Origin of the sequence: Roseospira visakhapatnamensis (assembly GCF_014197915.1) — a bacterium.
Classification (GTDB): domain Bacteria; phylum Pseudomonadota; class Alphaproteobacteria; order Rhodospirillales; family Rhodospirillaceae; genus Rhodospira; species Rhodospira visakhapatnamensis.
The window spans coordinates 310,784-334,832 of the sequence record NZ_JACIGK010000001.1; the positions used below are offsets into that span (position 1 = coordinate 310,784).

Consider the following 24,049-nt stretch of genomic DNA (forward strand, 5'->3'; position numbering starts at 1 on the left):
CGACCCCGCGTCCGTCAGGTTCAGCCACCCTTCCAGGCCATCGACCCGCGTCCGCGACGATGCGGTGTTGTCGTCCCGATGCCCCTTACCGCGTCTCTTCGTCGCCAGGGGCTCCCCCCGCCTCACCTGTCACCGCGATGCATCACCTGGGCGCACGCGAAAAGCGCGGCGGTGCGCCATATTGACACCCGGCCGACGCGGACTATGATGCCGATGGCCCGAGAGATGGGCCAAAGGCCGGGCCCGCCCAAGGCGCACGGGACGCGCGGGCCGCCCCGGTTCGGGCGCGCGATGCCTCGACACCGCCCAGCCCCAGGGCCGACGCACCGGAAAAGGGATCCCGGGTCTGCGGGTGTGCCCTCGGCTCGCTGTTGCCGTCACGCCGCCCCTTCCTGTCATGATCCCGAGGACCGAACAACCCGTCATGAAATTCGCCGATCTCGGCCTCTCGCCGGAGACCCTCCAGGCTATCGAGGAGGTGGGGTACGACACCCCGACCCCGATCCAGGAAAAGGCCATCCCCCCCGTCCTGATGGGGCGCGACGTCCTGGGCATTGCCCAGACCGGCACCGGCAAGACCGCCGGCTTCACCCTGCCGATGATCGAGATCCTGTCCAACGGACGGGCCAAGGCGCGCATGCCGCGCTCGCTGATCCTGGCGCCGACACGCGAACTGGCCGCGCAGGTGGCGGAGAACTTCACGCTCTACGGCAAGTACCACAAGCTGGACATGGCGCTGCTGATCGGCGGCGAGAGCATGGGCGAGCAGATGCGCGCGCTGGACAAGGGCGTGGACGTGCTGATCGCCACGCCGGGGCGCCTGCTGGACCTGTTCGAGCGGGGTAAGATCCTGCTGCGCGACGTCAAGGTGCTGGTGATCGACGAGGCCGATCGCATGCTCGACATGGGGTTCATTCCCGACGTCGAGCGCATCACCACCCTGTTGCCGCCACTGCGCCAGACGCTGTTCTTCTCGGCCACCATGGACAAGGAGATCCGCAAGCTGGCGGATGCCTTCCTCAGCAATCCGCGCGAGATCTCCATCGAGCGCAAGGCCACCGCCGCCGAGACGGTGACCCAGCGCCTGGCCATGGTGCCGCGCATCGACAAGCGCGAGGCGCTGCGCCACATCCTGCGGACGGAGGGGGTGCGCAACGCCTTCATCTTCTGCAACCGCAAGCGGGACGTGGACGTGCTGAACCGGTCGCTGCGCAAGCACGACTTCAACTGCATCTCGCTGCACGGCGACATGGACCAGCCCACCCGCAACGAGATGCTGCGCCGTTTCAAGGACGGCGAGGCCGACCTGTTGGTGTGCTCCGACGTGGCCGCGCGCGGGCTGGATATCGACGACGTCTCGCACGTCATCAACTTCGACATCCCCACCCACCCCGAGGACTATGTCCACCGCATCGGCCGCACCGGACGCGCCGGCAAGGACGGCGCGGCCTTCAGCCTGGCCACGCCGGACGACGCCAAGCTGCTCGCGGCCATCGAGTCCATGTTGGGCCGGACCATCCCGCGCATGGAGTTGGAGGGGCTCGACGCCCCGGCGACTGGCGAGGACGCGACGGACCGCCGCGCCGACAGCGGACGGCGCGGTGGTCGGGATCGGGACCGGCGCGGGGCCCGCGATCGCCGCACCGGACGCGAGCGGGACCGTTCCGAGGCCACGACCGCGCCGGCGTCCACGCGCGGCGCCAGCGAATCGCGCGACAGGACGGATAGAATCGACAGGACGGACAGGACCGACAGACTCGACCGGGCCAGCCGGCAGCGCCGGGGCCGCCGCCGGGACGAGATTCCCGCCATGTCCCATGCCGACGACGTGGTCGGGTTCGGCGACTACATGCCGGCGTTCTTCGCCGACAACGCCCTGGTGCCGATGGGGCGCGGGGGCGAGGACACCGCCACGGAGGGCGAGGACGGCGACGAGGCCGAGGCGCCCCGGGGCCGCCGCAAGAGCGCTGACACCAAGAGCGCGGGCAAGGAGCGCAAGAGCACGGCCAAGCCCCGCGCGCGGAGCAAGGCCAAGGCCAAGGACGCGGACAAGGGCACCGACGCGAGCCAGGAGCCCGGCAAGACCCGCAAGCGCCATGGCCGTCGTGGCGCCGCCCCGGAGGAGGGGACCGAAGAGACCCCGCAAGAGACCGTGGGAGACTCTCCCGACACCCCGACCGACGGCGCCCCCGACGGCGCCCCCGGCGACACGCCCCCCGGCGGCGCGGAGGCCGAGGCGACCTCCAGCGCGGACGACACGGCACCGCCCAAGAAGCCGCGCCGCGCGACCCGGCGGCGCAAGACCGCGCCCAAGACGGAGGACGCGGGAGACGCGACGACCGACGCCGGTGACACGAGCGCGGGGAACGGCGCCGCGCCGGATACCTCGGCTGATCCCAAGGCTGATCCCAAGGCTGATCCCACGGGCGACGCCGAGGTCGCGCCCGCGCCCAAGCGGCGCGCCCGCCGGGTGCGCCGACCCAAGGGCGAGGCGGCGGCCGACACGGCGGCGAAGGCCGAGGCGGAATCCTCCGGCGACGGCGACGCGCCGGTCCCGGATCCCGCGCCCGAACCGCCGGCATCCGAGTCTCCGCAGGAGGCCGACACCGTCGACTCCCCGCCTTTGGGCGCGGCGTCACCGGAGCACGCCACACCGGACGCTCCCGTCGAGACGAGCGGCCCGGCGGATGGCGCCGCCCCGGACGGCGGGACCACGCCGACCCCGGAGGAGGAGTCGCGCCGCGCCAGCGCCGACCCTGATGACACCCCGGCGGCTGTCCAGGACGATCCGGCCCCCGACCCGCACCCCGCCGGCTGAGCCCGGCGACCGTCCCCGGTCCTGACGGGTCGGGATCGGGGACAGCCGCTGTCAGAAATCGACACCCTCGGGCGCGTCGCCCGTTTCCAGGTTGTCGAACCGGGTGTAGTTGCCGTCGAAGAACAGCCGCACGGTACCGATGGGGCCATGGCGCTGCTTGGCGATGATGCATTCGGCGACATTGTGGGCGGCCTCGCAGCGCTCGACCCATTTCTGGTGTCGCTCCAGATACTTGTCCTCGTTCTCCTCGCCGCGACGGGCGGGTTCGCCACGCTCCAGGTAGTACTGTTCGCGGAACACGAACATGACCACGTCGGCGTCCTGTTCGATGGACCCCGACTCCCGCAGGTCAGCCAGTTGCGGGCGCTTGTCCTCGCGCTGTTCCACCGCGCGGGAGAGCTGCGACAGCGCCAGCACCGGCACGTTCAGCTCCTTGGCCAGGCTCTTCAGGCCCCGGGTGATGGCCGACACCTCCTGGACGCGCGAGTCGAGGGAGACGTTCTTGCCGCCGCTGAGAAGCTGGAGGTAGTCGACCACCACCAGCCCCAGGCCGTGCTGGCGCGCCAGCCGCCGGCAGCGGGTGCGCATGGCCGACACCGTCAGCGCGGGGGTGTCGTCGATGTACAGCGGGACCCGGTGCAGTTCCTGACTCTCCACCAGCATGCGCTCGAAGTCCTCGCCCGACAGTTCGCCGGTGCGGATGCGATGCGAGGAGACGCGCACCCGCTCGGACAGGATGCGGGTGGCCAACTGTTCGGCGCTCATCTCCAGCGAGAAGAAGGCAACGCCCTTGCCGTGCTCGGCCTCGTCGTCGGAGTCAGCGAGGTGCTGCGCCGCGTTGAAGGCGATGGCGGTGGCCAGGGCCGTCTTGCCCATGGACGGGCGCCCGGCCAGGATCAGCAGGTCCGAGGCATGCAGCCCGCCGAGCTTGCGGTCCAGGTCCATCAGGCCGGTGGTCACGCCCGCCAGCCGCCCCTCGCGGCGGTGCGCCGCCTCGGCCAGGTCCAGCGCGTTGATCAGGGCGGTCTTGAAGGCCACCAGGCCGCCCTCATACTGGCCGGTTGTGGCCAGGTCGTACAGGCGTTGCTCGCTGGTTTCGATCTGGTCGGTGGCGTTGATGTCGATGTCGTTGTCGTGCGCCTCGTTGACCATGTCGGTGCCCAGCGCGATGAGCTGGCGCCGCAGGAAATAGTCGTGGATGAGGCGCCCGTAGTCCTTCGCGTTGATGATCGACACCACTGAGCCGACCAGGGCCGCCAGATACCGGGCGCCGCCTACCTCGGCCAGCGACTCGTCGCTGTCCACGTAGGGCTTGACGGTGACCGGGTTGGCCACCTGGTTGCGCTCGATAAGGCGCTGGCAGGTGTCGTAGATGTGCGCGTGCGCCGGGTGGATGAAGTGCTCGGGGCGCAGGAACTCGCCCACCGTCTCCATCACCTTGTTGTTGGTCAGCAGCGCGCCCAGGAACGCCTGTTCGGCCTCCAGGCTGGCCGGCGGCGGGCGCAGGCCGGTGTTGTTCGCGTCCGGGGCGCCGTCGTTGGCGTGCGCCGGGGCGCGGGCGTGGGGGGTGTGGGGTTCCATCGTCCGATCATAGCGCGGTCGACGATCGCAAGCAGGCCCCATCCCCCCTGTGAGTCATGAGGATAACGGGGACAGTCCGGCGACGGGACGGGCCTGTTGCCGCGCGTCGCGGACTGGAGGGGCCAGCACGGCCGGCGGTCAGGGCCAGTAGCCGGACTCTTGGTAGTAGCGCCGCGCCCCGGGATGCAGCGGAATACCGGTGCCGTGCGGCGCCCGCGACGGGATCAACAGATCGCCGGCCGGCGTCTGCTGGAACAATCCCCGCACGCTGGGGTGCCACATGGCCCGGGCGACGCCGTGGGCGGTGGCCTCGTCCAGGGCGTCGGTCACGGTGGTCAGCACCGCGCCGACCGACACCGTATGGATGGGCGCGGGGTTGTTGGCGTAGGTCCCCGCCGGGATCACGCTGGTGGACAGGAAGGGGTGGTTGCGCACCATGCGCTCGATGGCCGGGCCGGCCAGCGGTACCACCCGCACCGGCATGGCCTCGGCGACCTCGCGCACCACCGTGACCGGCGGGGCGCCGATAAAGAAGAAGGCATCGATCTCGCCGGCCACCAGCAGGTCGGCGGAGGGTCCCGGCTTCTCGAACACCGGCAACAGGTCCGCCTCGGTCAGGCCATGGGCGATCAGCAACTGCCGCGCATCGACCAGGGTGCCCGATCCCTCCTCGCCCATCCCCACGCGCATGCCCCGCAGATCCTCGACGCGGGTCAGCGGTCCGTCCGCCCGCACCACCAGGTGCAGGGCCTCGTCATACAGCCGCGCCAGGGCCACCAGATTCGGCATGGGACCGGCTTCCCGGAACACGCCGGCCCCGGCGCGCGCCCAGAAGGCCACATCGGACTGGCTGAACGCCATCCCCAGCGCCCCCGAGGCCAGCAGATGCATGTTCTCCACCGAGCCGTTGGTGGACAGCGCCACGGCGATCAGCCCCGGCACGCCGCAACTGCCGCCCTTCTCGCAGGGCCGCGAGCCGGGCGGCCGGCTGATGGCGCTGGCGATCAGGCCACCGATGGGAAAGTAGGTGCCGGAGGTGGACCCGGTGCCGATGCGCAGGAACCGCAGGTCGGCCGCCGAGCCGATATCGACGTCCTGGGCCCGGGCGCCGCCGGGGCCGGTGGACGGCCCCAGCAGGCCGGCGCCCCCGGCGGCCAGAAGCAGTCCGGCCCGTCCCAGAAGGCCCACAAGCCGGCGGCGATCATCGGACCACCGCTCCACGCTTCGTCCGTCGGTCCCCGACGCACCCACGGCCCCCGTGCGTATCACCCCCATCTCCGGTGTTCCTCCTCAAGCCACCACCATCGTGGCCGGACGGGGCCGGCGCGGCCGGTGGATCGACCGCCGTTCCCTGTCATCGTCCCATGGTCCAGGATGGGCCGTAATGTGGGACTTTTTCGGGCATCGTGCAGGCAGAACCGTCGTCGGCGACGACCTGTCGTGTCGACGACGGGTCCGGGCCTCCCCTGTCGCGGCATTTTCGCGGACACCAGACGCAATGGTACCGGCCGGAGGGCTGGAATGCTACCGTTGGGCGGCCACCCCGCCGGGTCCTCGGCGCGGCGCCGGCGGTCGAGTCGGACTCATCCGGCGGCCAAAAACCGTTGCGGGCACCCGGTTGCCTTGCCATGCTTGGGTCCGGGCAGGCACGCGGGGCGCGCGCCCCGGGGGGACCGGCGGCCACGCACAAATCGGGGGACACGGGCCATGACCAGCACCCATCCGGAGCCCACCGGCACGGCGTCGGACCAGGATCGGCGCGACCATCCGCGCTGGGAGCTGCCGGAAACCGCCAAGCTGATCCTGGACTCCGAATACGATGTCTCGTGCGCCATCGGCGACGTGTCGGGCTCGGGCCTGCTGGTCAACACCGCCCTGGCACCCCGCATCGGCGACGAGGCCATCATCTATGTCAGGTCCCTGGGGCGGTTTCGGGCGCAGGTGGCGCGGGTGTCCGACGGTCAGGTGGCGTTTCGGTTCCTGATCGAGGACGAGCGCCAGGTCCTTCTGTTGCAGCGGCTGGAACGCCGCCTTCAGCAGCCCCCCGACGCGACCGGCGCGCCGGCCGATCCCGCGCGGTGAACCCGGCCCTCGGTCGCCCTGTCACCGAAGGGTCGCTGGACGGCGCCACCGGGCCACCCCACGTGAGTGTTCGGAACGCTCCTCTCCCGATAACGGACCCCGACCATGAAGATCGTTCACCTGTCCGACCTGCATGTGGTCGCCGCGCCGGGCACGCTGTATGCCAGCGACCCGCGCGACAATCTGGCCCGCGTGCTGAACCATGTCCATCGCCACCATGGCGACGCGGCCTTCCTGTGGATCACCGGCGACCTGGTGCATGATGGCGGCGACGCGGCCTATCGCGCCGTCAGGGACCTGTTGGCCGCCTGCCCGATGCCGGTCCACCTGGGCCTGGGCAACCACGACGCCCGGGCGCCGTTCAAGCGGGTGTTCACGGACGCGCCCATGGGCGATCCCGACTATCTGCAATACACGGTGGACACCCCGGAGGGCGTGTTCCTGATGCTGGACACCCTGGAGCCGGGGCTGGGCGCCGGGCGCCTGGACGCCACCCGGCTCGCGTGGGTGCAGGCCCGCCTGGAGGAACACAAGGATCGCGACGTGTTCGTGGGCCTGCATCACCCGCCCTATGAAACGGGCATCGCCGCCATGGACCGCATTCGCCTGACCGTGGGCGCGCGCGAACTGGGCGACCTGCTGACGGCGCATGGCCGGGTGCGCCACCTGTTCCACGGCCACCTGCACCGGCCCATCACCGCCTGCTGGCGCGGCATGCCCATCTCGACGGTGCCGGGGACCAACCACCAGGTGGCGCTGACCCTGGGCAAGGATCCCACCGTGCTGGGCTGCTTCGACCCGCCGGGCTATGCCGTGGCGCTGATCCGCGACGGCGCGGTCTGCCTGCACCAGGAGCGGGTGGCCGACCCCGGCGCGCCCCTCTACAGCATGGAGGACAAGGCCGCCGAGGCCGCCGCCACCCTCGACGCCATGCCCCTGTTCAACACCATCGCCGCCGCGTGACCGGGCGGACGGAGGGCGCCGGCTCCCGTCGACGCCTCGACGGGACCGCCCTTGCGACCCGGGCGCCTCGTCCTCAGGTGAAGGGGGTTCGGGTCCACCCAAGCCCGGGGAGGCGTGATGGGTCTGCTCGTCGACGGCGTCTGGCATGACCGGTGGTACGACACCGAGTCCTCGGGCGGCCGCTTCCAACGCCAGGACAGCGCCTTTCGCGCCTGGATCGGCGCCGATGGCGGCACCCCCTTTCCGGCCGAGGCGGGCCGCTATCACCTTTACGTCTCGCTGGCCTGTCCCTGGGCGCATCGCACCCTGATCCTGCGCTCCCTCAAGGGACTGACGGAGGCCATCCCGGTGACCGTCGTCGATCCGCTGATGCTGGCGAACGGCTGGGAGATCCCGGCCGGCGCGGACCCGGTCCACGGCGCCCGGTTCCTGCATCAGGTCTACACGGCGGCCAAGCCCGACTACACCGGACGGGTGACCGTGCCGGTGCTGTGGGACCGCAAGACCGGAACGCTGGTCAACAACGAGAGCGGCGAGATCATCCGCATGTTGAATCACGGGTTCGGGGCGCTGGCCTCGGGACCGGATTTCTACCCGGAACCGCTGCGCCCGGCCATCGACTCGATGAACGCCTGGCTGTACGACACGCTGAACAACGGCGTCTACAAGGCCGGCTTCGCCACCACCCAGGCGGCGTACGAGGAAGCCGCGCGCCCCCTGTTCGACACCCTGATGGCCCTGGACGCGCGCCTGGCCACGCGGCGGTATCTGCTCGGCGAGGTCCTGACCGAGGCCGACTGGCGGGCCTTCACCACCCTGATCCGCTTCGACGCCGTGTACCACGGGCACTTCAAGTGCAACCAGACGCGCATCGAGGATCTGCCGAACCTCGCAGGCTATGTGCGCGAGCTGTACCAGGTGCCCGGCGTGGCCGACACCGTGGACATGGGGCACATCAAGACCCACTACTACGCCAGCCACCGCACCCTCAATCCCGCCGGCATCGTGCCCCTGGGTCCCGCGCTGGACTTCACCCGCCCGCACGGCCGCGACCATCTGCCGGCGGCGGGGCGAGTCCTTCAAGGGAACGTCCCCCCAATGAGCGCTTGAGTCCGGGGGCCGAACCGTGTTTGGGTCCTGCCCCGGCCGAACCAAGCGGAGCATGCGTCATGCTCCGGGTTGTATGCCATTGTCGAGAAATGTGTACTTTGCATGACAGCCATGCGGCGGCCAGGCAAGACAAAGCCTCACCAAATCCGTTACCTTTTTGTCCCGGAGCCATCCCGATCCGTTTTCTGATCCTGGAGGATGCCGTGGGCATGACCGAGGAAGGTCTGATCATAAGTACCGAAGCGCGTGGCCGCATGCGCGCCGGGGGTGTGTACCTGCGTAACCTGCGCGAAAGCCAGGAGATCACCCGCGCCGAACTGGCCGAGCAGTTGCTGAGCGTCTCCGAGGCGCTGGTGAGCGATATCGAGGCCGGGTCCGTGCGCCTGTCGATCGAGGACATGAGCCGCTGGGCGCTGGCCCTGGGCGTGCGCCACGACATGATGGCCGACGCGCTGGGCCGGCTGTACGACCCGTTGCCCTTCGATACCTTCTGGACTCGCGCCGCCGCCTAAGCCGCGCGCGATTGTCCGAGTGGCGCCAACGTCACTCTGATCCGGCCTGGCCTTCTGAACCGGCGCCACCCGTAGGCGCCACCCGCCCTCCGCATCGGGCCGGGTGATGGGATGCCCCCGCCGCTCTCCGCCGTTCGAGTCGGGACCCGCCATGATCATGCATGGCGGGCTTTGGTGGTTCGGGATACGCCGGGCGCGTCAGGCGCCCCCCCTTCCCATCGCCGTCAGGTCCGTTCCATGCGCACGCCCCCGTCCGTCCCCGCCGCGCCCGCCGCCGCGTCTCCCTCGTTCCTTGACCTGTTCACCCCGAAGTTGGTCACGGTGCTGCGCGAGGGCTATGGACTGGCCCAGATGCGCGCCGACGCCCTCGCCGGGCTGACGGTCGCGGTGGTGGCGCTGCCGTTGTCCATGGCCATCGCCATCGCCTCCGGCGTCAGCCCGGACCGGGGCCTGTATGCCGCCATCGTCGGCGGGTTCCTGGTCTCGCTGCTGGGGGGCAGCCGCTTCCAGATCGGCGGTCCCGCCGGCGCCTTCATCGTGCTGGTGGCCGGCACCGTGCAGCAACACGGCGTCGACGGCCTGCTGCTGGCCACGCTGCTGTCCGGCGGCATCCTGATGGCCATGGGGCTGCTGCGCCTGGGCACCTACATCCAGTTCATTCCCTACCCGGTGACCGTGGGCTTCACCGCCGGCATCGCCGTCATCATCGCCGGCAGCCAGATCAAGGATCTGCTGGGCCTGACCCTGGGCGGTCCGGAACCGGGGCCCCTATTCGACAAGCTGCCGGTGCTGTGGCACAGCCTGCCCACGGTGACCCCGGCGGCGGTGGCCGTGGCGCTCGGCACCATGGCGGTGATTACCGGCCTGAAGCGCTGGCGGCCGGCCTGGCCCAGCCTGTTGATCGCCGTGGTGGGCGCGGCCCTGCTCACCACGCTCGCCAACCTGCCGGTGGCCACCATCGGCAGCCATTTCGGCGGCATCCCCCAGGGCCTGCCGCTGCCCGGCCTGCCGCCGCTGGACTGGGCGCGCATTGAGGCGGTGGTGCCCAACGCCATCGCCTTCGCCCTGCTGGGGTCCATCGAATCCCTGCTGTCGGCGGTGGTGGCCGACGGCATGACCGGGCGGCGCCATCGCTCCAACTGCGAACTGGTGGCCCAGGGGACGGCCAACATCGGCGCCGCCCTGTTCGGGGGCCTGTGCGTCACCGGGGCCATCGCCCGCACCGCCACCAACATTCGCGCCGGCGCCCACGGCCCGGTGGCGGGCCTCATCCATGCCCTGGTGCTGCTGGCCTTCGTGCTGATCGCCGCGCCGCTGGCCTCGTTCATCCCGCTGGCGGCGCTGGCCGGGGTGCTGGCCATCGTCGCCTGGAACATGGTGGAGAAGGAGGCGTTCCTCACCCTGCTGCGGTCAAGCCGGGGCGACGCGGCGGTGTTGCTGGTCACCTTCCTGCTGACCGTGTTCCGCGACCTGACCGAGGCCATTGTGGTGGGCTTCGCGCTGGGCGCGCTGCTGTTCATCCACCGCATGTCGCAGGCCGTCTCGGTGGAGGCCCACACCCCCCCCCACCCCATGCCGCCCGTGGCCGAGGACCGCCCCGACGGCGCGCCGGCCGAGCGCACCCCCTACCAGCGGGATCCGGCCGTCGACCCGGGCGTGGTGGTCTACCGCCTCAGCGGCGCGTTCTTCTTCGGCGCCGCCTCCACGGTTGGGTCGGTGCTGGACCGCATCGCCGCCGCCCACAAGGCGCTGGTGCTGGACTTCAGCGGCGTTCCCGTCATGGATTCGTCGGCCGCCAACACCCTGTGCGGCCTGGCCCGCAAGGCCCGGCGGGCGCAGGTCCACGTGGTGCTGAGCGGCACGTCCCCGGGCGTGCGCGGCACCCTGGAGACCCATGGGGTGCGGCCGCCGCTGGCCACCTTCGCGCCGACGGTGGACGAGGCCGTGGTCCAGGCGCACGCCGCGCTGGCGGCACCGCCACCCCCGGCCAAGGGACCCGCCTGAGGGCGGCCCGGCGGCACCTCTCACCTCTCACCCCTCGCCGTCCAGCAGCGCCGCCAGCCGGTCCGCCCGGTCGTTGCGGCGCGAGCGCCACAGGCCCCGGTCCAGCGCCTCCTGGAAGCGCGCCGCCATCTCGCGCAGCGCGTCCGGGTTGGACCGGCGCAGGAAGGCGAGCACCGCCGGATCCTCCAGGTAGGCGTCGAACAGCAGATCGAAATGGTGACCCTTCACGCAATGGGCGGTGGCGGCGAAGGCGAACAGGTAGTCCACAGTGGCGGCCATCTCGAACGCCCCCTTGTAGCCGTGACGCATGACCCCGGCGATCCACTTGGGGTTGGCGGCGCGGGCGCGCACCACGCGGGCGATTTCCTCCTCCAGGGTGCGCACGCGGGGCGTATCCGGGCGGCTGTGGTCGGTGTGATAGACCGCCGGCGTCCGCCCCGACAGCACCCGCGCGGCGGCGGCCATGCCGCCCTCGAACTGGTAATAGTCGTCTGAGTCGAGAAGATCGTGTTCCCGGTTGTCCTGGTTGTGGATGACGGCGTCCACCCGGGTCAGCCGCTCTTCCAGCAGCCCCCGCGCCTCGGCCCCGGCCGCGCCCGCCCCGTAGGCGTGTCCGCCCCAGGCCAGCCAGGCGGCGGCCAGATCGGCGTCGGTCTCCCAGCCGCGTTCGTCGATCAGCGCCTGAAGCCCGGCCCCGTAGGCCCCGGGGCGGGCGCCGAACACGCGGTGGCCGGCCCTGCGGCGGGCGTCATCGGGCGTCAGTCCCTCGCGCTCCAGGCGCGCGGCATCGGCCCTCGCCCGGGCGGCCAGCGGGTTCATGTCGGCGGCCTCGTCCGCCAGCGCCGCCACCGCGCGCGCCGCCGAGTCCACCAGGTCCACCTGGGCCGGGAAGGCGTCGCGGAAGAAGCCGGAGATGCGCAGGGTCACGTCCACGCGCGGCCGGTCCAGCAGCGACAGCGGCAGGATCTCGAAGCCCACCACCCGGCCGGTGGCCGGCTCCCAGCGGGGCTTGGTGCCCAGCAACGCCAGCGCCTGGGCGATGTCGTCGCCACCGGTGCGCATGTTGGCGGTGCCCCAGGCGGATAGCGCCACGGCACGCGGCCAGTCGCCGTTGTCGCGCACATAGCGCTCGATCAGCAGGGTCGCCGACCGCCATCCCAGGGTCCAGGCCGAGGGCGTGGGAACGGTGCGGCTGTCCACCGAGAAGAAGTTGCGGCCGGTGGGCAGCACCTCCGGCCGGCCCCGGGTGGGTGCGCCGGACGGACCGGGGGGCACGAAGCGGCCCTCCAGGCCGGTGAGCAGACCGGCGACCTCGGCCCCGCCGCAGGCGTCCACCGCCGGGGCCAGCCGGTCGCGGACCTGATCCAGCACCGCGCGGGTGGCGGTCCAGGCGGGATCGGCCTCGGCGTCCCCGGCCACCAGGGCGCGGGCCAGCGCCTCCAGCCGCTCCACCGTATCGCCGGCGGAGCGCCATCCGCCCTCCCCCCGGTCGGCCAGCACCGCCGGGCGCGGGCCGGTCCAGGGGCGGCCCAGATCCTCGGTGTCCAGGGGATCGAAGGGCGCGTCCTCGGTGCCCATCATCCCACAATCCTCCGCCAGGGCGCGGATGAGGGAGGCATCCTCGGCCCCGGTCCCGCGCGGCGGCCGGGCCAGGGCCACCAGCAGGTCGGTGCGCTGGTCGCCCCCGGGGGAAAGGCCGAACACATGCAGGCCGTCGCGGATCTGCAATTCCTTGAGTTCGCACAGATGGTTGTCCAGCGCCGCCAGGGCCTGGGCCGCCGCCGCGTCGCAGTCCTGGCGGGCCGAGGGCAGGCCCAGGTCCTCGGCCAGCCCGCTCGTCTCGGCCAGGGACAGGATCTCCGCGCGCAACACCCGCAGGCGGCGCGGATCCACCCCGGCGGCCTCGTGGTACTCGTCCACCAGCCGCTCCAGGTCGCGCAACGGGCCGTAGGTCTCGGCGCGGGTCAGCGGCGGCGTCAGGTGGTCGACAATGACCGCCTGGGCACGGCGCTTGGCCTGGGTACCCTCGCCGGGATCGTTGACGATGAAGGGGTACAGGTGGGGCATGGGACCGAAAACGGCCTCGGGCCAGCAATCAGCGGACAATGCCAGGCTTTTCCCGGGCAGCCACTCCAGCGTGCCGTGCTTGCCCATGTGCACGATGGCCTGGGCGCCGAAGGTCCCACGCAGCCAGACATAGAACGCGATGTAGCCGTGGGGCGGCACCAGGGCCGGGTCGTGGTAGCTGCTCACTGGATCGATGCCATAGCCGCGCGCCGGCTGCACCCCCACCACCACCCCGCCGAGGGGCAGCACGGCCAGCGCGAACCCCGCGCGGTCGGGCAGGAAGAACGGATCGTCCTCCGGCCCGCCCCAGCGCTCGGTGACGGCGGTCCGCAGCGTCTCGGGCAGCCGGGCGAAGGCGGCGCGGTAGTCCGCCAGGGGCAGGACCACCCGGACCTCGCGGCCGGAGCGGGCCTCCAGGGCGTTGGTGGGGCCGGCCCGCAAGCGGGTCATCAGGGTGTCGCCGTCCGCCGGGCTGTCGGTCACGGCGTAGCCCGCCCCGGCCAGGGCCTTCAGCACGCGCACGGTGCCGGCCGGGGTGTCCAGGCCCACGCCGTTGCCCAGCCGGCCGTCGCGGTTGGGATAGTTGGCCAGCACCAGGGCCACCCGCCGCCGGGCCACCGGCGCGCGCCGCAGGCGGGTCCACCCGCCGCACAGCGCGGCGACGAAGGCCACGCGGTCGGGTTCCGGCACATGGCCGTTGACGTCCACCTGGGCGGCCTCGTCCCAATGGCGCAGGCCCTTGAAGGACACGGCGCGGGAGAACAGCCGCCCGTCCACCTCGGGCAGGGCGACGGCCATGGCGATATCGCGGGCCATCAGGCCGTGCAGCCCCTGCCGCCACGCCTCGGCCGTGCCGGCGGCCAGCACCGCCTGGATCACCGGCCCGTCATGCGCGGCGAAGGGACCGCCGCGGGCGCGGCCGGGCGCTGCGACGGCGAAGTTGGTCAGGTTGAGGATCAGGTCCGGGCGGTGCTCGGCCAGCAGCGTTTCCAGCAGCCCGGCGGCCACCGGGTCCTTGAGGCTGGTGACATGCAGCGCGGCCACCGCCAGGCCCTCGGCCTCCAGGGCATCGCGCAGCGCGTCCACCGGCGCCAGGTCCCCCGACTGGGCCAGGGCGCGGTAGAACACCAGCGCCACCCGGGGCCGGGTGTCGTCCGCCGCCGGGGCCGGCCCGTGCAGGCCGGCCGGGGGCAGCGGCGCCGGCTCCCGCCAGGTATCGGCGAGGCCGGGCGCGTCGATCAGGGCGGCGGCGCGGCGCAGGAAGTGTTCGGCGTTGTCCACGCCGCCATGCACCAGGTACTGCCACAGCCGGTGCAGGTCGCCCGCCGCCACCGTCGAGCGGTCGGCCAGATCCGGATCGGGATGGGAATCCCCGGGCAGCAAGGCGAGACGCGGGCCGCCGGGGGCGCGCGCGGCCTCGGTCAGGCGCTCCACCCCATGCGGCCAGTAGGCGCGCCCGCCCAGCAGCCGGCCGACCACCAGCCGCGCGTGGCGGATCACCGCGTCGGTGTACAGATCCACCGAGAAGTGATGGCCCAGCCGGGTGAGGTTGGCCAGCCGCAACGACGGTGCCGCCGGCCCCAGGCGCGCGCGGGCGGCGCTGAGGCAGGCGATTTCCGTATCGGCCGACGTCAGGACGACGATGTCGGCGGGGGCCTGGCCCAGGTCCACGGCCTCGGAGCCGTCCGTGACCACGCCGGGCGTGGCGGCGAGAAGATGCATGTGGAATCCCGGAAAGCGTACAAACAGACCAAGGCAGTCCAGGAGATATGGGGAGCCCTCCCGATCTTCAGAACCCGTGCGCCACCAGCGCCTCGACAGCCATCCGCCGGGCCTCGGCCTTCAGGCCGACGCGGCGCAGCGCCGGCAGCACCGCCCCCAGGGTCTCCAGCGACGCCCCCCCCGGGCCGTCGGGTCCCAGCGCCAGCAGCACATTGGCCACCACGGCGCCCACCTGGCCGGCCTCGGCCGCCACCGCCAGGGCCGCCAGCCGGTCGGGATCATGATGGCCGCCGTCCATGGTGACCACCTCGAAGAACACCCGGTTGGTGCGCACCGGCAGCCAATGGGCCTCGGTCACCGGCGCGCCCAGGGCCTCCAGCACCCGCAACAACAGGACATGCGCGCGGTCCAGGGTCCGGCTCGCGTCGGCGCCCTCGCCCAGGCGCGCGGCCCGGGCCTGCCGCCAGAGGATCAACTGGTCGGTGGGCAGCGGACCGTCCAGCGCGGCGTCGGCCACGCGCGCCAGCGGCCACAGCAGCGCGGCGGCATCCTCGGCGTCGGTGTCGGTCCGCCCCTGGCGGCGCAGGTCGGCCAGCCACACCCGCCCGGCCTCGACGGATCCGGCCGTGTACAGCGCCCGCCCGGCGGGCACGCCCAGGAACACGGGCACGGCGGGCAGCACCGGCACGCGGCGAATCAGCGGCGCGTACAGGCGGGCATGAACCGGATAGAGCGCCGGATGCCGCTCGCGCACCGTTTCCAGGGGATGCAACAGGTCCTCCGCCAGGCGCGCCGGATCGGTCTCGCGGAACAGGATGGCATGGGCCAGGGCACGGTCGAGCGACCGGTCGCCCAGCACGACCTGGGAGACCGGGGTTTGCAGGTCGCGCGGATCCACGGGCAGGCGCGCCCACAGGTCTCCCAGGGTCTCGACGGAAAGGGTCCCCAGGCTGGCCGCGCGCTCCGCCGCCGCCGCCAGCACCTCGGCCGGGCCGGTGCCGGCCAGCGCCAGGGTGCGGGCGGTCCAGGGGTCGTCATCGCGCAGGCCGTCGGCGGGCGCGCTGACGCCCTCGGCCCGGCGCAACAGGCGATAGGTCACCACCGAGGCCCCGGCCAGGCTGTCCGGCGGCGGGCTGTCGAGCCCCGCCAGACGCTCGGCCAGACGGAAGAACGCATCGTCGGCGGTCCCGCCCATCTCGCGCAGCACGGCCAGCCCCAGCATCGCCTGATCGGCCTTCCCCGCCAGCAGCGCGCAATGCACCGCCGCCTGCTGCCACAGGGCCGCGGCATGACCGGCCCCCACCTTCGCGGCCAGGGCGCAGGCCGGCTGGTCGCGCGCCTCCAGCAGCAGCGCCCGCAGCCGCGCCCGGTCCAGCGCCTCGTCGCGCATGGCCGGCGGTACCGGGTCGGTCAGCGCCAGCACCGCGTCGGCCGGCGCCCCCAGGCGGTCGAGCACCGCCACCCGTGCCCGCAACAGATCCAGGACCGCCGCCTGCGTGGCGCCGGGGGCCATCTGTTCGGTCAGCAGCAGGCGCCGCCGCAGGTCGGCGACCACCGGCGACGATCCGCCCACCGGCAGCGTGGCCACCAGGCCCACGGCCTGATTGAGGGGCGTGCCCACCCAGGGCTCGGCGGGCAGACCGCCGGGCCCGATCCGCACCGCGCCCAGCGTGATCGGCACGCTGGCCGGACCCGCCGACGCCGGGGCGCCGTCCCCGGGAATCCCGCGTTCCGAGTCGCTCAGGCCGCCGGGCGGGGGCGCGATCTCGCGGGCCGGACCGAGCGGCGGCGGCGCGCCACCGCCGGTTCCGGTGTCGACTCCAGGTCCGGACGACGCCCCGGGCAACAGCGGCAGGGGCCGCCCCTGGGCGGCCGCGATCCCGGGCGCGAGTCCGAGTACGGCCAGCACGGCCAGCGCCACGACCGCCCGGGCCGCGGCGCCAACACGCGCCCGAGACTCAGGCCACGGCCTAGAATCGGTCATTCGGAATCACCTTCTCCACCGACCGGGTGGGCGGCTTGATGTCCCACGTGGCCAGGACCACCCCGCCGGCCACGAGCAGGCCGACGACCACCAGCCCGACCGCCTTGGCCAGGACGCTGGAGGAGTCGTCGCGGGCGATACGACTGCGCCGTTTCACAGCGTTGGTCTCCCCGTTCGTGCGCGCGGGCCGCGTCGGCGCGGCGGGACCGGCAGAGGCTGGACTCGCCCAGACGGGCGGTCTACACAGCCTCGGGCAGGAATCCGCATGGCGCGACCCGCGACTCCGCGAGGGTTTCGTGCTAGGACCAGCGGTCGACACGGTGACCGCGAAGGACCGATTCGGGGTTCCCCGGAGAAAACTGGATCCGATCATTCACAGACCCGTGACAGACCCAAAAACAACCCCTGGGGACGGCCGATGACGGACCCTCATCGGCCCTGTGTATAAGGTTCGTTGATGGCAACCGCGAGGCAGTGTAGAGACCCGTCGGCGCCGACGCAACGCGCGCCGGCGCCCGCCGGCATCCCGCCCCGCACGGTGGTTCTGGTGGGGCTGATGGGCGCCGGCAAAAGCTGTGTCGGCCGTCGCATGGCCGCGCGCCTGGGCTGGCCCTTCGTGGATGCCGACGACGAGATCGTCAAGGCCGCCGGCCTGTGCGTGGCGGACATCTTCTCCCTCTATGGCGAGACGGCGTTTCGCGACTGCGAGCGCAAGGTCATGGCCCGGCTGCTGGACGGCCCGCCCCACGTGCTGGCGGCCGGGGGCGGGGCCTTCATGGACGACCGCACCCGGGCGCTCATCCGGGCGCGGGCCACCTCGGTCTGGCTGCGCGCCGACCTGGAGATCCTGGTCGCCCGCACCGCCGGGCGCACGCACCGGCCGCTGCTGAACACCGGCGACCCGCGCGAGACCCTGCGCGCGCTGATGGAGCGCCGCTACCCGGTCTACGCCCTGGCCGACCTGACGGTGACCACCGGCCCGGACTCCGCCGACCACACCGCCAACCAGGTGCTGGCGGCGGTGGCCTCGGGCGGGCCCGACGGCGCCGGCCCTCCGACGGACGGCGGCCAGGCGATGGACACCGGCCGCGACGACAGCCAGGACACCCAGACACCATGACACCCCCGGACAGCGCCGCCCCCCCGCCCTCCGATCCCCTCACCGTCTCCGTGGAGCTGGGCGCGCGCGCCTATCCCATCCACATCGGCGCCGGCCTGCTGGCGCGCGCCGGGGCCCTGATCCGCGCCCGCCTGCCCAGGGCGACCCGGGCCTTCGTGGTCAGCGACGCCACCGTCGCGCCGCTCTACCTGGACCAGACGCGGGCGAGCCTCGCCGCGGCCGGCCTGGCCGCCGCCGACCACGTGATCCCGGCCGGCGAGGCGAGCAAGAGCCTGGAGCACCTGGGCGCGATGATCGAGGCGATGCTCGGTCACGGCATGGAGCGCGGCACCCCGGTGATCGCCCTGGGCGGCGGCGTGGTGGGCGACCTGGCCGGCCTCGCCGCCGCCGTGGCCCTGCGGGGCGTGCCGCTGGTGCAGATCCCGACCACCCTGCTGTCCCAGGTGGACAGCAGCGTCGGCGGCAAGACCGCCGTCAACAGCGCTCACGGCAAGAACTTGATCGGCGCCTTCCACCAACCGGTGCTGGTGCTGGCCGACACCGACACCCTGGATACCCTGCCGCGCCGCGACCTGCTGGCCGGGTACGCGGAAACGGTCAAGTATGGCCTGATCGGCGACGCCCCCTTCTGGGACTGGCTGGAGGGGAACGGCCCCGCCCTGCTGGACGGCGACGCCGGCTTGCGCGCCGAGGCCATCGCCGTGAGCTGCCGCGCCAAGGCCGCCGTGGTGGCCGCCGACGAACGCGAGGCCGGGCAACGCGCGCTCCTCAACCTGGGCCACACCTTCGGCCATGCCCTGGAGGCCGAGGCCGGCTACGGCGACGCCCTGCTGCATGGCGAGGGCGTGGCCATCGGCATGGTCATGGCTTTCGAGCTGTCGCACCGCCTGGGCCTGTGCCCGGGCCAGGACCTGGAGCGGGTGCGCCGCCACCTGGACGCCGTGGGTCTGCCGACCCGCCCCGACCCGGCGCGGACCTGGGACGTGGACCGGCTGATCGGTCACATGGCCAAGGACAAGAAGGTGGAGGGCGGCCGCGTCACCTTCGTGCTGGCGCGCGGCATCGGGCGCGCGCATCTTCAACGGGATGTGTCCGCCGACGCGGTGCGGGACACCCTGTCCGCCTGCCTCGCGTGACCGCCCGTCCCGGCGTTCGCCATCTTTCCTGACTCCCCGCTCAAGACCCAACGGCCATGATCGAAACACTCGTCGCCATCCTGTTCCTGCTGGTCCTGTCGGGCCTGTTTTCGGGCTCGGAAACCGCGCTGACGGCCGCCTCGCGCCCCTTGATGCTGGAACTGGAGAAGAGCGGCAACAGCCGCGCCCGCATCGTCAACACGGTGCTGAAAACCCGCGAGCAGTTGATCGGCACCATTCTTCTCGGCAACAACCTGGTCAACATCCTGGCCTCGTCGCTGGCCACCAGCGTGATGATCACCGCCTTTGGCGAGACCGGCGTGGTTTACGCCACCATGGTCATGACGCTGCTGGTGCTGATCTTCGCCGAGATCCTGCCCAAGACCTATGCGCTCACCCACACCAACACCATGGCGTTGGCGGTGGCGCCGATCATGCGCGCGCTGACCTTTGTGTTCTGGCCGGTCACGCGCGTTATTCAGGGCCTGGTGCAGGTCATGCTGAAGCTGTTCAAGGCCGATGCCGGGCAGGAGAAGTCCGCCGCCACGGCGCTCGCCGAACTGCGCGGCGCCATCGAGTTTCATACCGCCGAGGCCGACGGCCCCGGCCCCAGCGGCCAGACCGTGCGCCGCGAGCGCGCCATGCTCAAGAGCGTGCTGGATCTGGCCGACGTGGAGGTCGGCGAGATCATGGTGCACCGCTCCAGACTGGTGATGATCGACGCCAACCTGCCGGCCTCGGAAATCGTCGAGCAGGTGCTGAACAGCGCCTACACGCGCATCCCCCTGTGGCGCGACCGCATGGACAACATCATCGGCGTCCTGCACGTCAAGGCGCTGCTGCGGGCGGTCCAGGCCCACACCGGCAGCCTGGACGACCTCAACGTGGTGAGCCTGGCGGCGCCCCCCTGGTTCATCCCGGACACCACCACCCTGCTGCACCAGCTTCAGGCGTTTCGCGAGCGGCGAGAGCACTTCACGCTGGTGGTCGACGAGTACGGCACCATCATGGGGGTGGTGACGCTGGAGGATATCCTGGAAGAGATCGTCGGCGAGATCAGCGACGAGCACGACGTGCAGATCCAGGGCGTGCGGCCGCTGGGCGACGGCGCCTTCATGGTCGCCGGGGACGTCACCATCCGCGACCTCAACCGCGAGTTCGAATGGGCGCTGCCCGACGACGTCGCCAACACGCTGGCCGGGTTGATCCTGCACGAGGCCCGGCGCATTCCCGAACAGGGCCAGGTGTTCCTGTTCCACGGCTTCCGCTTCGAGGTGGTCAAGCGGGTGCGCAACCGCCTGACCTCGATCCGGGTCGCGCCCCCGGCGCGCGAGCCGGAGGCGGGGTGAGGCACCCGCCGGGCGGTGCAGGCGTGTCGTCCGCCCCTCGTCCTACCGCAGCCCCCGGCGTTCGCGAATGCGGTCGTAGGCGTGGTTGATGCTGGCCATGGTGCGGGTGGCCTGCTCGATGAACGCCTCGGGCAGGCCGGCGGCCAGCAGCGTATCGGGATGATGCTTGCGGGCCAGCCGCGTCCAGGCGGCGCGCACTTCGGCGTCGCTGGCGTCCGGGCTCACGCCCAGCACCGCGTAGGGATCCGGGCCGTCGTCGACGCCACCCGGACCAGCCCCCGCGCCGGCGCCGCCCGCGCCCCCCGCCCCCTCGAAGCGGGCCCGCAGCCGGTCCACCACGTGCGGGGGAAGCTGGAACAGGCGCGCGACCTCACGCAGGAACGTGACCTCCTTGGGGTGCAGCGCGCCGTCGGCCAGGGCGATCTGATAGAGCGCGCCGAGCAGTTCCTCCAGCACCTCGGGATGGCCCCGGAACACGGCGGCGATCTGGAGGGCATAGATCTCGTAGCCCTGGGCCGACTGCTTGGCGCGGTCGAACACCGCCCCGACGGCCGCGATCTCGTCATCGGGAATGTGGAACACGCGCTTGAAGGCGGCCACCTCGTCGCGGGTGACCCGGCCGTCGGCCTTGGCCATCTTGGCGCCCAGCGCGATGACCGCCACCGCGAACGCCTGCTGGCGGGCGTGTCCGTCCCGGCCGCCGGCCACCATGCCCTCGGCGGCGCCCACCATGCCCCGGGCCTGGGCGCGAACCTTGTCGAGGGCCGCGGAGACGCCCCCTTCGGTGTCCACCGCGTGTCCGGCGGCGGCGCCGACCAGCGCCCCCAGCGGACCGCCGACCAGAAAGCCGCCGACACCGCCGACCACCTTGCCCCAGAACCCCATGCCTCTCCCTCCGTCCGTCCAGATGCAGCGCTGGCCCCAAGATAGGGCGCGCCCGAAGCCCCCGAAACCCTGAAACCCCAGGGCCCCCGAAGCTCCCCCCGAAGTCCCTCACCGCCGCCGCGTCAGCGGCCGGGCGCCAGGGTCAGCGTATCCGGGCGCGCGCCCCGGGCGGCATCGCCGGCGCCCGCGCCGGCCCCGCAGGTCTCGCGGCCGATCGGCGCGAGCGTACCGTCGGCCCAGTCCCGCAGGCGATCGCCGTAATGGGCCGAGACCGGATTGCCCGACTGTCCGGTGGCGATGACGAAGCGGCCGCAGGCCGGCGGCCCCAGATCGACCACCATGCGCAGGCCGGGCCCGTGCCGATGGGCGAACGGCCGGCGGTCATCCCAGCCCGCGTCGCTGCCCCGGTTGAGGGTGAAATCGCCGCCGTCGGTGGCCACCTCCAGCCGCGTGAGCCCACCCAGCCCCGGCACGAACCGGAACAGGCCGTGCCCGAATCGCGCGCGATGCCAGTCTCCCCAGCGGGCCGCCAGCACCGGCCCGCCGCTCTCCGCCGCGATCCAGGCGAGCGCCTCGTCCAGCGCCGCCGCCACCGCCGGGCCGCACTCCTCGACCCGGTCCCCGGTCGTCCGGTCATCACACCACGCCGGGTCCTCGGTCAGCGCCCACAGCACCGGCAGTGGCCGGGCGCGCGCCGCCCAGTCGGCGAACACCGGCCCCAGGTCGTCGGCGAACAGACGCTCGGTCAGGGCCTCCAGCCAGACCGCCAGGATCAGCGGTTCGGGCCGGTCACGATCCATCACCGGCGGATCCCAGGCGCGCAGGCGATCGAGCACCGCCGGGGCCTCGGCATGCGTCACGGCACCGGCCTCCAGGGTCTCCAGCATCGCCGGCAGCAGGGCGACGGCCATGGGCGAGACCGCGTCCCCCTGAATCGCCGCCATGGCGTCGGCATCGGTCCCCCCCGGATCCAGCGCCCGCAACCGCTCCGCCAGCCGCTCGGCCCGCCAGGGCTCGGGAAACGTGACCGCCAGGGGGTGCGGCCAGTCCGTGGGGTGCACGCGGTTGTTGGCGTTCAGCACCCGGCCCTCGGGCGGATCGAGGGTCCGGGGCAGGGCCTCGCGCGGCACCCAGCCCCGCCAGTCCATGGCCCCGGTCCAGCCCTCGGCCGGCAGGCGGCCATCGTGGCCCGGCGCCCGGACCGGCACCCGCCCGGGCGACAGCATGGCGACGCGCCCGGCGCGGTCGGCCAGGATGACGTTCTGTTGCGGCGCCTCCCAGGCGTCGAGCGCGGCGCGCGCCGCGTCCAGGTCGCGGGCCTGGTTGAGGCGCAGAAGGGCGTCGGGGGTGGTGTCCGCCTCGGCGAGGGTGGCCGAGGCCAGGGCCAGCACCTCGCCGGCCGGCAGGGTGGCGCGGGCCTCCGCGAGGGCGTCCCAGGCCAGATCCGAGACCACCGGGCCGTGGCGGGTCTCGCGCACCGTCAGGGCCTGGTCCGGGCCCAGGCGCACGCGCAGGGTCTCCACGCGCGTCGTGAAGGGGCGCGGGCCATCGGGGGCCTGATAGGACCGGCCGTCCCCGGTCGGGCGCTCCCGATAGAGGTCCTGGGTATCCGAATGGGTGGTGGTGATGCCCCAGGCCACATGGGTGTTGTGGCCGATGAGCACGAAGGGCACGCCGGGCACGGTGGCTCCCTCCAGGGTCAAGCCCGGCGTCTCGATGCGCGCCAGATACCACAGAATCGGCGCCTGAAAGCCCAGGTGCGGGTCGGAGGCCAGCAGCGCCCCCACCCCCGGCGCGCTGTGCGCCGACCCCACCGCCCAGGCGTTGGAGGCCAGGCGCGCGCGCCCCTGCGGCGGGATCGCCCGGGAGAGCGCCGCCAGCGAGGGCTCGAACAGAACCGGGGAAGCCTGGGTGACGGTGATCGGCTGGGGGTCGTCGACCTCGGTGCGGGTGACGAAGGCCAGCGCCGCCGGGTCCTTCAGGTGCGCCAGCAGGCGCGCGTTGAGCAGTTCGCGGCTCCAGTTGCCGGCCAGTTGCTGGCCCATCAGCCGCTGCCAGACCAGGGTGTCGGCGGGCCGCCAGGGTTCCGGCCGCAGCCAGGTGAGCTGAAACTCGGCGGGCAGCGGCCCCGGCCGGGTCTCCAGGAAGGCGTTCACGCCGGCGGCGTAGGCGTCCAGGGCCTCGCGCGTCTCCGGGGCCAGGTGGGGGATCTGCGCCTCGGCCCGGCGATAGATCCTCAGGGTGCGCATGAAGCGGTCCGCCCCCAGGCCGGGCGCGCCGATCACCTCCGCCAGGCGGCCGGCGCCCAGGCGGCGCATGGCCTCCATCTGCCACAGGCGGTCCTGGGCATGCGCGTAGCCCAGCGCCACCGTGGCGTCGCGCACGGTGTCGGCGCGGATCACGGGCACGCCGTGGCGATCGCGGGTGAGGGTGACGGGGGCGGACACGGCCTCGCCCAGGGCCACGGTGCCGGCCGTCCTGGGCAGCGCGAGAAAGGCGGCCCCCACGCCCCAGGCGGCCAGACCCGCGACCAGCAGGAGAAGAAGGGCGAGGCCGGCGACGACCAGCCGCCGGGTCCAGCGGAGGAAAAGGCGCATGGGGCGGGTCCTGTGTCGGCGATCCCGGAGGGCGGCCCCGGTCAGGGCGTTCGGGGCGCCATCCTACCATGGGTGGACGCGGCGGGACGAGGACGGGGCATCCCGTCCCTCTCCCCAGA

Annotated in this window: 16 protein-coding genes; 9 read left to right on the forward strand and 7 right to left on the reverse strand. The window is 72.7% G+C overall.

The window, feature by feature from the left end; translation table 11 throughout:
• Nucleotides 1-424 precede the first annotated feature (424 nt).
• Entirely contained in the window at nt 425-2,818 is a 2,394-nt protein-coding gene (locus tag GGD89_RS20470; RefSeq protein WP_184042277.1) for a DEAD/DEAH box helicase, read from the forward strand.
• A 51-nt stretch (nt 2,819-2,869) separates the two neighbouring features.
• On the opposite strand, the gene GGD89_RS01285 is transcribed toward GGD89_RS20470, so the two are convergent.
• A complete protein-coding gene (locus tag GGD89_RS01285; RefSeq protein WP_184042278.1) occupies nt 2,870-4,399 on the reverse strand; it encodes a replicative DNA helicase in 1,530 nt (509 codons plus the stop codon).
• Between the two features lie 138 nt (nt 4,400-4,537).
• Nucleotides 4,538-5,674, reverse strand: a complete 1,137-nt coding sequence (locus GGD89_RS01290) for a TAXI family TRAP transporter solute-binding subunit (protein WP_184042279.1) — start codon at nt 5,672-5,674, stop codon at nt 4,538-4,540.
• Between the two features lie 432 nt (nt 5,675-6,106).
• On the opposite strand from GGD89_RS01290, the gene GGD89_RS01295 reads away from it, so the two are divergent.
• The 5 genes from GGD89_RS01295 (at nt 6,107) to GGD89_RS20320 (ending at nt 11,070) form a co-directional block, all read left to right on the forward strand.
• Complete coding sequence (locus GGD89_RS01295; RefSeq protein ID WP_184042280.1) at nt 6,107-6,481, forward strand: PilZ domain-containing protein; 375 nt, start codon at nt 6,107-6,109, stop codon at nt 6,479-6,481.
• Between the two features lie 105 nt (nt 6,482-6,586).
• The gene (locus tag GGD89_RS01300; protein ID WP_184042281.1) at nt 6,587-7,444 is read left to right on the forward strand and encodes a phosphodiesterase; all 858 of its coding nucleotides are present in this window, start codon (nt 6,587-6,589) and stop codon (nt 7,442-7,444) included.
• Nucleotides 7,445-7,561: 117 nt separating this feature from the next.
• Nucleotides 7,562-8,554 (forward strand): glutathione S-transferase family protein, encoded by a 993-nt coding sequence (locus GGD89_RS01305; protein WP_184042282.1) that lies wholly within the window; start codon nt 7,562-7,564, stop codon nt 8,552-8,554.
• Between the two features lie 209 nt (nt 8,555-8,763).
• Nucleotides 8,764-9,066: a helix-turn-helix domain-containing protein gene (locus tag GGD89_RS01310; protein WP_184042283.1), complete on the forward strand. Its 303-nt coding sequence runs from the start codon at nt 8,764-8,766 to the stop codon at nt 9,064-9,066.
• Between the two features lie 237 nt (nt 9,067-9,303).
• A complete protein-coding gene (locus GGD89_RS20320) occupies nt 9,304-11,070 on the forward strand; it encodes a SulP family inorganic anion transporter (protein ID WP_184042284.1) in 1,767 nt (588 codons plus the stop codon).
• Between the two features lie 27 nt (nt 11,071-11,097).
• Here the strand turns inward: GGD89_RS20320 and cobN are convergent, their stop codons facing one another.
• The 3 genes from cobN to GGD89_RS01330 form a co-directional block, all read right to left on the reverse strand.
• A complete protein-coding gene (cobN, locus tag GGD89_RS01320; protein WP_184042285.1) occupies nt 11,098-14,859 on the reverse strand; it encodes a cobaltochelatase subunit CobN in 3,762 nt (1,253 codons plus the stop codon).
• Between the two features lie 67 nt (nt 14,860-14,926).
• Nucleotides 14,927-16,843, reverse strand: coding sequence for a hypothetical protein (locus GGD89_RS01325; RefSeq protein ID WP_184042286.1), 1,917 nt, complete (start codon nt 16,841-16,843; stop codon nt 14,927-14,929).
• Nucleotides 16,830-17,000, reverse strand: coding sequence for a hypothetical protein (locus tag GGD89_RS01330; protein ID WP_184042335.1), 171 nt, complete (start codon nt 16,998-17,000; stop codon nt 16,830-16,832). The genes GGD89_RS01325 and GGD89_RS01330 overlap by 14 nt, the downstream gene beginning before the upstream one ends.
• A 399-nt stretch (nt 17,001-17,399) precedes the next feature.
• Here GGD89_RS01330 and GGD89_RS01335 point away from each other — a divergent pair, with 399 nt between their 5' ends.
• The 3 genes from GGD89_RS01335 to GGD89_RS01345 are packed head-to-tail and all read left to right on the forward strand — an operon-like array spanning nt 17,400 to nt 20,448.
• Nucleotides 17,400-17,963 (forward strand): shikimate kinase, encoded by a 564-nt coding sequence (locus GGD89_RS01335; protein WP_425503002.1) that lies wholly within the window; start codon nt 17,400-17,402, stop codon nt 17,961-17,963.
• Nucleotides 17,960-19,099, forward strand: a complete 1,140-nt coding sequence (gene aroB / locus GGD89_RS01340) for a 3-dehydroquinate synthase (protein ID WP_184042288.1) — start codon at nt 17,960-17,962, stop codon at nt 19,097-19,099. The genes GGD89_RS01335 and aroB overlap by 4 nt, the downstream gene beginning before the upstream one ends.
• A 56-nt stretch (nt 19,100-19,155) precedes the next feature.
• Nucleotides 19,156-20,448, forward strand: a complete 1,293-nt coding sequence (locus tag GGD89_RS01345) for an HlyC/CorC family transporter (RefSeq protein ID WP_184042289.1) — start codon at nt 19,156-19,158, stop codon at nt 20,446-20,448.
• A gap of 42 nt (nt 20,449-20,490) precedes the next feature.
• Here GGD89_RS01345 and GGD89_RS01350 read toward each other — a convergent pair whose 3' ends face one another.
• The gene (locus GGD89_RS01350; protein ID WP_184042290.1) at nt 20,491-21,333 is read right to left on the reverse strand and encodes a TerB family tellurite resistance protein; all 843 of its coding nucleotides are present in this window, start codon (nt 21,331-21,333) and stop codon (nt 20,491-20,493) included.
• 122 nt (nt 21,334-21,455) lie between these two features.
• Nucleotides 21,456-23,930, reverse strand: coding sequence for a penicillin acylase family protein (locus GGD89_RS01355; protein ID WP_184042291.1), 2,475 nt, complete (start codon nt 23,928-23,930; stop codon nt 21,456-21,458).
• Nucleotides 23,931-24,049 lie beyond the last annotated feature (119 nt).

Coding starts and splice junctions, on each gene's coding strand:
- GGD89_RS01345 (WP_184042289.1), top strand. CDS start 19,156: ATGATCGAAACACTCGTCGCCATCCTGTTCCTGCTGGTCCTGTCGGGC.
- GGD89_RS01290 (WP_184042279.1), bottom strand. CDS start 5,674: ATGGGGGTGATACGCACGGGGGCCGTGGGTGCGTCGGGGACCGACGGA.
- GGD89_RS01285 (WP_184042278.1), bottom strand. CDS start 4,399: ATGGAACCCCACACCCCCCACGCCCGCGCCCCGGCGCACGCCAACGAC.
- GGD89_RS01295 (WP_184042280.1), top strand. CDS start 6,107: ATGACCAGCACCCATCCGGAGCCCACCGGCACGGCGTCGGACCAGGAT.
- GGD89_RS01350 (WP_184042290.1), bottom strand. CDS start 21,333: ATGGGGTTCTGGGGCAAGGTGGTCGGCGGTGTCGGCGGCTTTCTGGTC.
- cobN (WP_184042285.1), bottom strand. CDS start 14,859: ATGCATCTTCTCGCCGCCACGCCCGGCGTGGTCACGGACGGCTCCGAG.
- GGD89_RS01355 (WP_184042291.1), bottom strand. CDS start 23,930: ATGCGCCTTTTCCTCCGCTGGACCCGGCGGCTGGTCGTCGCCGGCCTC.
- GGD89_RS01335 (WP_425503002.1), top strand. CDS start 17,400: ATGGGCGCCGGCAAAAGCTGTGTCGGCCGTCGCATGGCCGCGCGCCTG.
- GGD89_RS20470 (WP_184042277.1), top strand. CDS start 425: ATGAAATTCGCCGATCTCGGCCTCTCGCCGGAGACCCTCCAGGCTATC.
- GGD89_RS20320 (WP_184042284.1), top strand. CDS start 9,304: ATGCGCACGCCCCCGTCCGTCCCCGCCGCGCCCGCCGCCGCGTCTCCC.
- GGD89_RS01300 (WP_184042281.1), top strand. CDS start 6,587: ATGAAGATCGTTCACCTGTCCGACCTGCATGTGGTCGCCGCGCCGGGC.
- aroB (WP_184042288.1), top strand. CDS start 17,960: ATGACACCCCCGGACAGCGCCGCCCCCCCGCCCTCCGATCCCCTCACC.
- GGD89_RS01325 (WP_184042286.1), bottom strand. CDS start 16,843: ATGACCGATTCTAGGCCGTGGCCTGAGTCTCGGGCGCGTGTTGGCGCC.
- GGD89_RS01310 (WP_184042283.1), top strand. CDS start 8,764: ATGACCGAGGAAGGTCTGATCATAAGTACCGAAGCGCGTGGCCGCATG.
- GGD89_RS01305 (WP_184042282.1), top strand. CDS start 7,562: ATGGGTCTGCTCGTCGACGGCGTCTGGCATGACCGGTGGTACGACACC.